This is a genomic window from Mangrovibacterium sp. (genome assembly GCF_059905295.1).
Genome location: NZ_JBZQJF010000214.1, coordinates 1 through 12,367, shown reverse-complemented (window position 1 = coordinate 12,367; position 12,367 = coordinate 1). Strand labels below are relative to the sequence as shown.

The following is a 12,367-nucleotide window of genomic DNA, read 5'->3' as shown; positions in this document are numbered from 1 at the left end:
TGAAAGCTAAGTTCAGCCGGGTGATCTCCTTCTGTCGTCGGAGCTTCCCGGCTTCACTAAGCTTCCGGTTCGCTTCCTACCCTCGATAAAAAGTAGGCCAAAAGCGCTTCGAGCAGCTTCCCTCTCCATTCGATTGTCTTCAATTGTTTTCAACTGCTTTCTCTTGTTTTCCTTTACTTTCATTTCCGTTGGTGATTCCCCGGAATCATGTTTGTTTTTTGTGGACATGCAGTACCTTTACTAAAAAAATATGCATTCCATCATCACCACAGTCCGGCAGGAACTGCAACAACTTGCCGACCCGCAAATAGCTATCAGCAATCAACGTTTTTCCAAAGAGCCACTCAAACTTTATGGAATCAAAGCTCCCGCAATCCACCAGCTGAGCAAAACAAGCTTCAAGCAAATTGCAAGTCTTCCCAAAACAGACCTATTTAACTTGTGCAACGAGCTGTGGCAGTCGGGCTGGCACGAGGAAGCTATCATTGCCTGCAACTGGGCTTACAGAATGCGCAAAAGCTACACCATCGATGATTTTGTGGTATTCGAAAGATGGATTAAGGAATACGTCAGCAACTGGGCACAATGTGATGCGCTGTGCAATCACCCGGTTGGCGAGCTGGTGATGCTCTACCCCGACCTAATTTCAAGACTGAAGGATTTCACCCAATCCGACAATCGCTGGGTACGGCGAGCTGCTGCGGTCAGTTTTATTATTCCTGCCCGTCGTGGCCTGTTTCTTACCGACATTTTCGAGATTGCCGATGCCTTACTTACCGACACCGACGACCTGGTGCAAAAAGGCTACGGCTGGATGCTAAAAGTAGCCAGCCAAACCCATCAACAGGAAGTGTTCGACTATGTGATGAGTAAGAAAGCAGTCATGCCAAGAACTGCGCTGCGCTATGCCATTGAAAAAATGCCCCAAGAGCTGCGAACTGAAGCCATGCGCCATGATTAAAGATGCTCTATGAACTAATGAAAGAATAACTATCCGATCCGATATAATCCAACCAGATCGGATCGTTTTAGTTGGCACCAACCGAAAAGGACTGCCCCCTTTGTAGCCTATTTTAGACTTGCAACGTATAATGATCCGACCAATTAGTTCGCCCATTCAAAATAGAAGAGCTAATGAAATATCTGCTCACCTTGTTGCTTGCACTGCTTTTCGGGATGTATACAGCATGGGCGCAAGACCCCGCAACAGAAGAAATATCACGCCAGCGCTATGGAGTTGATTGCACGATATGCCTGGTGTCTGCTTTTCCTCAAAATGAATTCGACACTAACTTTGGGCAAAGCGTCCTGCCCGGTTTCAATTTCGACGTCAGTTTTACACCAGCCCGAACGCTTCCCTTCTGGAAGATGGGCTTCCAACTGGAAATGCTTTTAAGCAATTCTCAAAAAGATGATTGGGACGGCAAGAAACTGACATCAAGTACTGATTTCATCAGCTTTAACCTGATCCACCGTCTAATGCCGGCCAGGCCAATGCCGGTGAAACCCTTTTTCGAATTTGCCTTCGGAATAAATCTGAGCTACACCTCGTCGACCTATCGCAGAGACGCCTCATTCATCGACTGGATCGACGTGATCTTTTTGAATGGTTCCGGTGACACTAGTGCTACCGTCAAAGATCACGACGATATCAGCAAAAACATCAGTGTTGGCGCGGGGCTAATCATCCGTAAAAACTGGATGGTTTCGCTGAAATACAATTACGCATCGGACATGAAGTACGTGCCTCCGCACAGCATCACGGTTCTGGACAACGATGTGAGGTATGATTATTCCCAATCGTCCGTAAAACTGCTTACGCTGTCCATTGGCGTTACCCTGAACACCAGCCGTGCAAAGAATCGATAAAACACAAAAACTCCGATTCCACCAGGAACCGGAGCCTCTTTATTCATATTCATATCAGGATCATGAGGAATCCAAACTAATTCAGGCTTTGTGAATCTTCCGTTTCACCTTTCTTCGGTTTACTTTCGCGGATTTTAACGCCCGTTTTCGTAATACTGAATTTTTTGGTTTAGCTCTTTAACAAATGGCTCCACTTGTTCGGATGCCATATCGAGCAGAATCATGGCATTAATCCGATCGACCAGATCAACATACGCCTGGTCAATCAGCAACCGAGCCCCGCGAACATCACCCGTTTCACGACCAGCGTACTCTTTATTACGCGCATCCATAAGGGCAATAAAACTGTTATTTTGCGTTTCCAGCTCATCGACCCACGGGCCAATACCAACCGACAGCAGATAGCCGGCATTCTGTTCCGACTTCAGGTCGTTCACTAAATTCGTCAAGGCTGCACTTTCGGCATTATACGACATTTGCCGGATACTTCCGTAAAGATCGAAACAGCGCATTAAAGCGCGGGCACTTTCCCGTTCCGTTTCAAACGGGCTCAACAAGGTAGCCGCTGTCCGGCCCCGGGCTGCCGAATAAGTCGCATCCCTCACCTGATCTTCATCTTTTAATGTTAAAGTCTTTAAGCTCCCGTTTTCAATCCGCATATGCAAATCCTCATTCTCAAGAGTCTGTTGAAACTTCGGATAGACAGCTTGAATACCAAGTAACTCGGCATTATGTGTAATAATCAGAGTATTCACATCGGTCATAAACTGAAAATGCTCATTATTCTGCAGGCGTTGCAGATAAATTGAATTGATTTCTACCATGGCTTTTTTATTAGGGTTAATAAACTATCATGCAAGTTACGGCAACCGAAAGCTAAAAGTCAATCTTCAGTTATATGTTTATAATCATTGGCAAATATTATCTTTTGTCCATGATTTTTAATATTTTATATAATCAACACCTGCACACGAACTTCGATCCAGCCATGGGATCAATTAATCACCCTCAACCATCGATCAAGCAAAAGCCGTCTAAACCCATAAGCGGGAAGCAATAAAGATGAGGATTCTGAAAGAACACTCATAATTCTAAGGGAATCACCAACAGGAATGAAAGTGGAAAGCTTTTCGGACATCAGGTTGTCATTGTTTTCTGAAGTTGTCGGCTTGTCTTGGAATTTGGAACTTGAAACATGGAACTCCGAAGGGACTGCAATGCCATGCTCACTGCATGAGCATGGCGTTGTTGTTCAACACTTTCAGGCTCACAACATGAGGAGCCAATTATCAGGCAACATTTTCGCCCCCATAGCATGGGCAAGCAATTGTTGCACAACACGGGCGTGCCCATAGCATGAGCAGACCATTGTTGCCCAACATTGGAGTGCCCCTCGTGTGGGCAGACAATCGCTACAGACCAAGGATTTGCACCTTAAATGGACAGACCATCGGGGCTCAAATTATTAGCCAACTACATTGTAGCTTTTCGATTCACCTCTGCCTAATCGTCCCTCGCCAATCGACAAAAAATCGTTCTAAAATTTTCAACTTACATGATTATACATTCTGATAAGTTTCGTAAATTGTATGACAAGAAAATTGAAACCTGAAAATTCACCAAGCTTTCACTTATGATTCATTTGAAAATCGGACAACTGAACCTATCCGCCCAAGCCTTGAAATTTATTGGGATCGGATGCTTTATTAATGGAATCGAATTAGGACTGATTAGCTCAACCGCCATACTGGAGAATAGCCGATGGGCCATTTATGTCATTCTGGTTCTATTGTATCTGCCCTGGATTTACCTGGGCCCTAAATTATGGCGCGAAATGGAATCGCAAGAAAAAGGCTAATCGATTTTAATAAGCAAATACACGAACGAATAAGCTCATTCATCCAAAATCAGAATCACGCAATCCCCTTTAAATCGGAATTTACGAATTATGAAATCCTACAAACTTCTTCCGCTTCTTTTATTGTTATCCATCATCTCTGCATGCAAAAAACACGACATTATTGCATTCGGAGTATTTCAACCGGATGCTCAGCACGGAAAGGATGCTCAGCTATTCAGCATCTATCCCGACAATAATTCCGGCGATGTGGCCAGCTTCAACGTTTTTACCTGGACTTACAACGGCCAACTAGCCCTGAAAAGAGAGTTAATACGCTTTGACCTGAGCCTTATTCCTTCTGAAGCGATCGTTGACAGTGCCTATTTGACCATCTTTTACGACCCGGATAATGCCTCTGAAAGCTTCGATTACCAAAGCGGAGACAATGCTTTCTACATTGAGCAGGTTACCGAAAACTGGGATGAACACACGGTTACATGGAATAACCAACCGGCGACAACTACTGTCGGACAAATAAGCGTTCCGGCAAGTGACACCCCCACCCAGGACTATTTCATCAACCTGACTGCTTTAGTACAGAAAATGGTTGACAGCCCCAAAACGAATTACGGGCTCATGTTAAAAATGCAAAATGAAACGAATTATTACAGGGGGTTGATTTTTGCATCAAGCGATAACCTCAATCCGCTGTTATGGCCCAAACTGGAAGTGTTATATCATTATCAAGACTAGCCAAAAGCAAGAAATAAACTAACCGAACGAAATATGGAAAAGACAACTACTAAAAAAGGGACTAGAATTAGTCAGATTGTTGGTGCTATTGTTGGCGTTATTGTAATGGTGCTTGTACAGCAACTATTTTTTAAAACGCCCGGTTTCGACGAAAAGCTTATGCAAACAGCTTCGGAGATCAACAAAAACTGTCCGTTTATGGTTGACAGCGAAACCAGGCTGGATAATGCCATTGCCATGCCCGACAACTGCTTCGAATACAACTACACGCTGGTCAACCTCGATCGCGATTCGATCGATGCCAAAGCTTTTGCGCGCTACATGACCCCGGTTTTAGCTAACCACATAAAAACGAATCCCGACATGAAAGCTTTTCGCGATCATCAGCTTACACTCAATTATACCTATAAGGATAAGAATGGTGTGTTCATCACGAAAATTACGATTACCCCTGAAATGTACACCTGACACCTCAACACTTCAACCATGAAGAGCATTTATTTCGATATCGCCCTTTTGATTGATCTTGTTCAGCAACAAGCTCCTGAATATTCGGGTGTCGTTGATCAGCTAACCACGGTTGCCGGAAAATTGTGGCTTCGCAAAGCTTACATCACGCTCGACACTAGCTCCGATAAGATTAACGAGACCCTTGTACTGGACCATCCAAGCGAAGGCACCATTGTTATCGACCTGCTGGCCGATGGAAAAATAAAGGGCATCGAACTTCTAAGCCTCATTTAATCAAGAACTATGTCGCAAACAAACAAGCTAAAAATTCTTATTTCACTTATTTTGGTTCTGAGTTACACCAAAAACCGAAATAAATTACAAATCCACTAGATCCAAACAAACATGCCAAACTCACAATCAATCAACCTAAGCTCAAGTCTGTTTAGCAATTACGCTATGCTATTTGTAAAGCTCGTCCTGTTAATTGTTGTCGCCTACCTGGCCGTCCTGCTTTTTAACCTGATACGCGACAAATTCATCAGCCCTGCAAAAGAACCGAAAAAAGATGATATCAATGGGCTTTTCATCATCCTTTGCAAACTCTTCACCATTGGCGGTTGGGGTTTTATCATCGGTAACATCTCAAAAACAATACTGGAAGCATTCTCCAAAGCAGCCTTCCACTCTCCGGTAACTTTGAGTACCGGCAGCTGGGATTATCTGTTGTTTGGTATCATCCTCATCTTTGTTGGAAAAGGCTTGAATGCCGGAATACAGCAAATCCAAAAACAATAGGCGTGTCTATCCCGGCGCAGCACAAAAATCAATAAAAACCAATAACACAAACTATTTATCATGATGAATTTTCTTCCCTACTTCGCTTTTATATTCCCCGTAGTCTACCTGTTAATTATCGGCGGAATCCTCTTACTCATTAATACATGGGTAAACCGCTCAGTTAATGCGCGAAAAGAACAGAATGCCCTGCTACGTGAAATCGTCCAAAAATTAGATAAAGAAGATTAAATCAGGCTAATCGGATGAAATGCCACCTACAACCAGAAAATGCACTAAAAATGAACGACAATTTTCAATATCTGCAGCCAAACAGCCTCCGGCAGCGATTGGAGGTTATCAAACACCTGCGCTCATTTTACCCCAACAAAAAAGCATTAAGTGGCACCGACCGCCTGCAGCATTTAAACAGAAGGTATTATTGGGCTGATGTGACGATGGCCATCCTTATTTGGGGTCTGGTGCTACCCGCGTTAGTGAATGAAGTTTTCAACCTGCACCTGGGCTTCTTTAATTGGAGCAAAATGCCCTTACTTGTCATCTTCTCAATCAGTATATCACACCGGTTGTCCTACGGACTCTACGAGCGTTTCCTGCTCAAGCAACTAATTTGGCTAAGCCACACCGATATCGAAATTCCGGAAAACAACAATCGTGCATTACTGAAAGTCGTTGAGCATATCAATAGCAGGAAACGACAAATACCTCTAATCCTCCTGTCAGCCATCATTCTGGCCTTGGGAATTTGGCAACTCCTGGTCGAAGAAACACCGTACTGGAGTTATACAACCGTTCCTGTTGCGGTATTCTTTATCAGTTGGATCATCGATCTCTCGAATAACTTGCAGACATTAAAGCAAAATGAAACTGATTTGAAAAGTGCGGGAAGAAAAACACCCGTATAACCAGGAATAATTCCCATAAAACCTAATCCCCGGATAACAGTGCAAACTGGTCATCCGGGATTTTCTTTTTCACGAAAGGCTATTAACCTGAGTTCGATTTTAAAATGAAAATATTTTAGAATCGAATTCAGGTTATTAATTCCCTTTAACCTTCGCTCGCTCAGCCTTGACTTCAGCCTCTGTGACACTGCTGGCTGAATTTTCGAAGTTCGATCGAATGTAAGTCAAAACGGCTGCAACTTCATTGTCGGTCAAGTGCTGAAACGCCGGCATGGGATTAGAATAGTATTCGCCCTCAATCTCAACCTCCTCGTCAAAACCATGCAGCACAATTCCAATAAGCCGGGATTTATCTCCCAACACGTAAGATGTTTTAATTAATGGGGGTGCCAACATGGGCACACCACTACCATCGGCCTGATGACAAACCAGGCAATTAGCCTTATAAACAGTTTTCCCGGCCTCGCTTTGCATATCATCCTGAGGCTTGTTGCCCGCCAGAACAACAACCGTACTCAACAACAAAATTACAGTAGAGACAGCGATTCTTTGGGTTATTATTGAGATGCTCATAACTATTCGTTTTCAAATTTGAAGAACCGAACTACTCAGAATAGCTTATGCGGTAGATCGTTCCTTTTACATCATCCGAAACATACAGTGAACCATCCGGCCCCTGCGCCAAACCACAAGGACGATGTTCTGCATCTCTGGGAGAAATCACGTTGTCGGTTCCGGCAAAGTTATCGGCAAAGATTTCCCACTCGCCGGTGGCTTTACCATCTTTAAATGGCGCAAAGGCCACAAAATAACCGGCTTGCTTCTCAGGAGCCCGGTTCCACGATCCGTGAAAAGCAATGAAAGCACCGTTCCGATATTTTTCAGGAAACTGGTTACCCGTGTAAAAAAGCAAGCCATTGGGCGCTAAATGCCCCGGAAAGGCCACCACCGGATCAATAGCATCCTTTCCACCTTCAATTTTTCCATCACCGCCATATTCCGGAGACAGTATCTTCTTGTGTTGAATCTGATCGTAATAAATGTAAGGCCAACCGCAATTATCTCCTTCTTTCAACATATACATGGTTTCGGCCGGCAAAAGAGCCGACTCTTCATCCGTATACAAATCGGGGAAAAGGCTGTGAAGCTGATCGCGCCCATGTTGCATCACAAAAAGAGCGTTTACCTGCCGGTTCCAATCCAGCCCCACCACATTTCGTAACCCGGTAGCATATCGAATTCCATCGCCATAGTGTTGTGCCATTTGATCGGCACGAAAGCGCCAAATACCTCCGGCAGAATCCAAAATTTCACACGGATCCATACCGGGCGACTCTTTTGCCCGATCCCGTACCTGGCAAGCATTGGAATATGCACCAACATTCACGTAAAGGTAGCCATCGTTGTCCAATGTAATTGATTTCGAATTGTGCTGCCGACGATCAATCAATCCTTCAACAATCGTTTCCGGGGAATCCGGATCAACGACGCGCTGATTCGCATCCAGTTTATATCGAAACACATCCTTATTTGAAGACGCATAGAGGTAATCTTTCGTCAGATACAGCCCGGTTCCACCATAGTCGCCAAAAGCGGATTGTTGTTCCAATTTTCCATCTCCATCCTCATCCACCAACAGGACAATACCTTTCCCTTCGACTGTCCGCTCCAGCTTCACATAAACTGCACCATCCCCGGTCACTGCAATATGACGAGCCTTCCCCACTCCGTCGGCAACTTTCTGTGCACTAAACCCCGCCGGAAGCTTTAGACCAGCGTTATCTGCATCTGTGACAATTCCCTGGTTTTGCCTCTGTTTCGCATTCCCTGCTTCAGCACATGCAAGAATGAAAAACACCAAGCCGAAAAGGGCAACAATGAAAGATGATTTTTTCATAGAAGGAGTCTTTTAGATTGAAACAAAATATATTACACACTGCTATTCAAGTTAAAACGATTATCGATGAAATATGTTTCCTTCTATTTTCCAGAGTATACGTGAAGTTCTGTACATTATCACAAAACTGAAGCTAAAAGCAACGAAAACAGCAGCCAAATTATCTTAAGAATAGAATCTTAGCCTCGTTTTATACTTATTCTAACAAAACCACTGCAGACAGGTATACATCGTTACTTTTTTTGAAAGTTCTCGTACTACCGGAAAAAACCTAAAGCGTCTCAGTCACGCCATCAACTGTCATGAAAAAAACCAAAAGCTTTTTAATTCTGCTAACCACTCTTTTCCCCCTGCTTCTGCCAGCTCAAAAAAACAACAGCGATCTTCCTGTCCGAAAAGGCTCGATTATGTCCGCCAACATTTTTTTTTACGATTCCCCAAAGTGACTTAAAGAATGAACTTGACCAAGGGAGCTTTATCGGAGTGAACGTGGACTACCGGATGCATCCACTTCGCAGGGTTCCATACTGGTCACTTGGGCCTCAATTTGAATACACGGCTTCTGGTAGTCAGGAAAATGGATACAACGGAGAGAATACAAGCTTATGGTCCGGATATTTCACCATCAATGTGCTAAACCATTTTGAACCTGATGGCGATCTGATTTTCAAGCCATTCTTTGAGGCAGGGGTCGGTTTGGCATTCAGCCACGATCATTTAAAAATTCGCGATCCGGAAAACCGTTTCAATTTCCGCGGCGCAAATTTTTCTGCCGGATTGGGAGTAACCTTTATCAATGCATTCGCACTGCAAATCCGGTACAACTACCTGCCCGAAATGCGACTAATCCTTCCAGATAACATTGATTCCAGTGGAAACGATCATTTATCGACGGCCACATTCCAAACATATACCATCACGCTGGGAATAACAATTCATTCAACAGAAAATTCTGATTCGTCTGATCGTTTTGACTCCCTTTCCAAGATTTGGAAATAGATGCAGAATAAATCGGGCTTATAAACTTTGGTGCTGAAAACAATACTTGCTACCTGCTTTGGCTTTGCGTTTACACCGGCTACCGTTGGCGGTTATCCCCTGACATTGACCGCTGGTAATTTCTTTCTGCGTTTTTTCGACAACTTTCGGGCTTGTCTGTGATTCTTCGAAGTCCCAACTCGCAACTGCAACATTCGCCTCCAATTGGTTTTCCAATTGATCATCCATTCCCGCAAAAAAATCGATACCGGTTAAGCGCTCCACTTCGTCGACATCCACCACGTATGCTTCCAATTCATGATCAATTTTGGTATTCGGCATTACAAAAGCAATCATTTGCCCTTGGCTTGGCGCATAAATAACCTTGTAATAAAAATTGGGAACTGTCACCTTATTTGGACCAATCCTTTTGTTGGCCCCCTTCAATACTGGCCCGGTAATGACGTACAGCCGATTGTATTCCGTCACCCAGGTTCGGACTAAACTTTCCAAATTTTTCCATCCTCCGCGATTGAATGCCGGTAGTTGAGGCGACATATTTGACAGGTAAAAACTCTCCGACATGGCCGTTGCATTGATCGTCATGGAGCCGGCCGGGCAAAGATGCCCGCGATCGTATCCGGAGCCGGCATAATCTTCCAATTGCGCCGACACGGTTGACACTTTTGGATCGGGACGAAAATTATCCGTACGTTTTACATTTCCGGCAACAAACTTAGGAGTGAGCTCATAATAAACCCATTCAGCCTGTTCTGCGGCTTCGCTGTATGAGAGCGTAATGTAGGTATGTTCAACAAGCTCTCCGTGAGAGGAAGGCAAATACTTCTGAGCGTGCAGAATAGCAGTCCAGCACAACAAAACAGAGATCAACAGTAGTCTTTTCATGCTTTTAGAATTATTCAAAAGCATCAAAACTATATTTTAAACTTCGACGTAATCCGCGGTTCCTGATGAATTAATCAACAAAACCCAGTCGATAAAAAACATTCAAAGCTGGCACAATAAATTTTATTGCAAAGCAAATGAACCTTTCTTGTTTCGCGTGTACTGTATCACAAAAACATGCTTATGCCATTTGACCGAAAGAAATACATCCGGCTGATTTTCATATTGATTTTATTAATTTTAGGCTTTCTATTGATGAGTGGCCCCGGGAAACAGCCGGCCAATGAATTTGACCCGTCAATTTTTAGCTTTCGCCGCATCACCCTGGCTCCAATTATTGTACTGGCAAGCTATGCGGGCATTATTTGGCTGATTATGCATAAACCCAAAGACAAATGTTCGGAAGAAAAATAAAAAGTTACAGCGACGAGAAACTGATGCAATTTATCGCATCGGGGGATCAGCAGGCTTTTACCGAGCTTTACCACCGGTACCAGCAGCGGCTGTACTATTATTTTTTCCGTATGCTGGGAAATTCTGAGGAGCTGGCGAACGATTTTCTACAGGAGGTTTTCCTGAAAATCATCGAAAAGCCGGAACGCTTCAATTCTGATTATTCCTTTAAAACCTGGCTTTTTTCGATCGCTTATAATCTCTGTAAAAACGAATACCGGAGGCGGGAGATCCGTAAAGATGGCCCGGTACAGGAAACATCACTTCCGCCCATTTTGCCCGAAAGTATTAGCCAGGAGGAACTGTTAAGCCAAATGTTTTCCAGCTTGGATGAACTCAGTACTGAACATCGATCGGTATTTCTAATGCACTACCGGGAAGGTTTTGCGGTGAAAGACATTGCAGAAATGCTCGACATTGCTCCAGGAACTGTCAAATCGCGCTTATTCAACACCCGTAAATTTTTGGCTGACAAGTTTCAGTATTTAAAAGACGAAATTGAATTTTAAACACAACGAAGATGAAAACACAACATATCAAACAGCTGATTCAAAAAGATTTTGTAGGCCATGCTAATCCTGCAACCGAGGAGAAATTGCAAAAAGCGTTTTTGGCTAATTCCTCTTCGTACCAGGTTCATCAAAATTCGTTTGCCGGATTTTTTAACTGGTTATTTAACACCAATCAATTAGCAACAAAACTTGCGATTGCAGGTATGCTCATTGGATTTCTCGCCATACGGCCAATTTTCAATCTAAAACCTCAACTCCCTGTCACTGCCGATAGTACAAGAGTGGATCAATCAAGAGTACTGGACTCCGCGCTATTGATTCTACCGAGCGACACGACCGGAGAACGACGGTTTTAGCAGAAGCTGACTACTCACCCAATCTCACCCTACAATAGCCACTACTTTTTCTGACTCATCAAGATTGACGGCCGGTCCGGTGTGTTCACCATCCAGTTCGAGAAATCATGCAGGTAATTCCAGAAAGCCTCAATGACCGGTTCCGGAACTCCTTCGAGCTTACTTAGAACCTTCGCGTAACATTGCAACCAAACAACACGGGCCTCGCTATCGATACGAAAAGGCAAGTGCCGTGAAGCTAATTGCGGCGATCCGCGACGCTGATTGAAATAATCCGGACCGCCAAGCCGCTGAATGAAGAAATCTGCAGATCTCTGCTTCGCCCCTTCCAATCCTTTTTCATCATCCGGGAACAAATGCTTCATTTTACTGGCGGCCAGCAAATCATAATGATTGCTAACCATTTGGCGAATTCCCTCTTCGCGGAGAATATTGTACAGCTCGTTATCCGGCTGATATTTATTGAGTCGTAAACCAAACGGTAATCGTGTAATCTTGAATTCCATTTTCTAAAGGCTTGTTTTTTTCTGAATTTTACCTCTATAACCCTCATCCTGCTTTGTTGGTTCAAGAGAAAAGAGGGATTTTGGTATCGAATGACCTTAGCTCTCCGGTGAAAAAGCCTCCAGATAAGCCTCAAACTTCGCTTG

The 12,367-nt window shown here is 43.8% G+C and carries 17 protein-coding genes; 12 read left to right on the top strand and 5 right to left on the bottom strand.

Features of this window, described 5'->3' with window-relative positions; translation table 11 throughout:
• Positions 1–250: 250 nt before the first annotated feature.
• Both AC37HE_RS11295 and AC37HE_RS11290 read left to right on the top strand, forming a co-directional pair.
• Positions 251–961 (top strand): DNA alkylation repair protein, encoded by a 711-nt coding sequence (locus AC37HE_RS11295; RefSeq protein WP_500782948.1) that lies wholly within the window; start codon positions 251–253, stop codon positions 959–961.
• Positions 962–1,134: 173 nt separating this feature from the next.
• Positions 1,135–1,869, top strand: coding sequence for a hypothetical protein (locus tag AC37HE_RS11290; protein ID WP_500782947.1), 735 nt, complete (start codon positions 1,135–1,137; stop codon positions 1,867–1,869).
• 134 nt (positions 1,870–2,003) lie between these two features.
• Here the strand turns inward: AC37HE_RS11290 and AC37HE_RS11285 are convergent, their stop codons facing one another.
• The gene (locus AC37HE_RS11285) at positions 2,004–2,693 is read right to left on the bottom strand and encodes a DUF6261 family protein (protein ID WP_500782946.1); all 690 of its coding nucleotides are present in this window, start codon (positions 2,691–2,693) and stop codon (positions 2,004–2,006) included.
• Between the two features lie 809 nt (positions 2,694–3,502).
• Here AC37HE_RS11285 and AC37HE_RS11280 point away from each other — a divergent pair.
• The 6 genes from AC37HE_RS11280 to AC37HE_RS11255 all read left to right on the top strand — a co-directional run bounded on the left by AC37HE_RS11280 (position 3,503) and on the right by AC37HE_RS11255 (position 6,615).
• Positions 3,503–3,727 carry a hypothetical protein gene (locus tag AC37HE_RS11280; RefSeq protein ID WP_500782945.1) on the top strand — a complete coding sequence of 75 codons (225 nt, stop codon included), beginning with the start codon at positions 3,503–3,505 and terminating at the stop codon, positions 3,725–3,727.
• A gap of 90 nt (positions 3,728–3,817) precedes the next feature.
• Positions 3,818–4,462, top strand: a complete 645-nt coding sequence (locus AC37HE_RS11275) for a DNRLRE domain-containing protein (RefSeq protein WP_500782944.1) — start codon at positions 3,818–3,820, stop codon at positions 4,460–4,462.
• Between the two features lie 33 nt (positions 4,463–4,495).
• A complete protein-coding gene (locus tag AC37HE_RS11270; RefSeq protein ID WP_500782943.1) occupies positions 4,496–4,930 on the top strand; it encodes a DUF8479 domain-containing protein in 435 nt (144 codons plus the stop codon).
• A gap of 18 nt (positions 4,931–4,948) precedes the next feature.
• Positions 4,949–5,206 carry a hypothetical protein gene (locus AC37HE_RS11265; RefSeq protein WP_500782942.1) on the top strand — a complete coding sequence of 86 codons (258 nt, stop codon included), beginning with the start codon at positions 4,949–4,951 and terminating at the stop codon, positions 5,204–5,206.
• Positions 5,207–5,317: 111 nt separating this feature from the next.
• Positions 5,318–5,710: a hypothetical protein gene (locus AC37HE_RS11260; protein ID WP_500782941.1), complete on the top strand. Its 393-nt coding sequence runs from the start codon at positions 5,318–5,320 to the stop codon at positions 5,708–5,710.
• Positions 5,711–5,991: 281 nt separating this feature from the next.
• A complete protein-coding gene (locus AC37HE_RS11255; RefSeq protein ID WP_500782940.1) occupies positions 5,992–6,615 on the top strand; it encodes a hypothetical protein in 624 nt (207 codons plus the stop codon).
• A gap of 135 nt (positions 6,616–6,750) precedes the next feature.
• On the opposite strand, the gene AC37HE_RS11250 is transcribed toward AC37HE_RS11255, so the two are convergent.
• Together AC37HE_RS11250 and AC37HE_RS11245 are read right to left on the bottom strand one after the other, a co-directional pair.
• Positions 6,751–7,188, bottom strand: a complete 438-nt coding sequence (locus AC37HE_RS11250; protein WP_500782939.1) for a c-type cytochrome — start codon at positions 7,186–7,188, stop codon at positions 6,751–6,753.
• 31 nt (positions 7,189–7,219) lie between these two features.
• Positions 7,220–8,512 carry a PQQ-dependent sugar dehydrogenase gene (locus AC37HE_RS11245; RefSeq protein ID WP_500782938.1) on the bottom strand — a complete coding sequence of 431 codons (1,293 nt, stop codon included), beginning with the start codon at positions 8,510–8,512 and terminating at the stop codon, positions 7,220–7,222.
• Positions 8,513–8,893: 381 nt separating this feature from the next.
• Between AC37HE_RS11245 and AC37HE_RS11240 the strand changes: the two genes are divergently transcribed.
• On the top strand, positions 8,894–9,511 hold the full coding sequence (locus AC37HE_RS11240) for an outer membrane beta-barrel protein (protein WP_500782949.1): 618 nt from the start codon (positions 8,894–8,896) through the stop codon (positions 9,509–9,511).
• Between the two features lie 18 nt (positions 9,512–9,529).
• On the opposite strand, the gene AC37HE_RS11235 is transcribed toward AC37HE_RS11240, so the two are convergent.
• Positions 9,530–10,396, bottom strand: coding sequence for a DNA/RNA non-specific endonuclease (locus tag AC37HE_RS11235; protein WP_500782937.1), 867 nt, complete (start codon positions 10,394–10,396; stop codon positions 9,530–9,532).
• Between the two features lie 183 nt (positions 10,397–10,579).
• Here AC37HE_RS11235 and AC37HE_RS11230 point away from each other — a divergent pair, with 183 nt between their 5' ends.
• Genes AC37HE_RS11230 through AC37HE_RS11220 form a run of 3 tightly spaced genes read left to right on the top strand, consistent with a single transcriptional unit; the run spans position 10,580 to position 11,717 of the window.
• A complete protein-coding gene (locus AC37HE_RS11230) occupies positions 10,580–10,810 on the top strand; it encodes a DUF3098 domain-containing protein (RefSeq protein WP_500782936.1) in 231 nt (76 codons plus the stop codon).
• Positions 10,792–11,358, top strand: a complete 567-nt coding sequence (locus AC37HE_RS11225; protein ID WP_500782935.1) for an RNA polymerase sigma factor — start codon at positions 10,792–10,794, stop codon at positions 11,356–11,358. Before AC37HE_RS11230 ends, AC37HE_RS11225 begins: the two co-directional genes overlap by 19 nt.
• Positions 11,359–11,369: 11 nt before the next feature.
• Complete coding sequence (locus AC37HE_RS11220) at positions 11,370–11,717, top strand: hypothetical protein (protein WP_500782934.1); 348 nt, start codon at positions 11,370–11,372, stop codon at positions 11,715–11,717.
• Between the two features lie 41 nt (positions 11,718–11,758).
• On the opposite strand, the gene AC37HE_RS11215 is transcribed toward AC37HE_RS11220, so the two are convergent.
• A complete protein-coding gene (locus AC37HE_RS11215) occupies positions 11,759–12,223 on the bottom strand; it encodes a globin domain-containing protein (RefSeq protein ID WP_500782933.1) in 465 nt (154 codons plus the stop codon).
• Between the last annotated feature and the right edge of the window lie 144 nt (positions 12,224–12,367).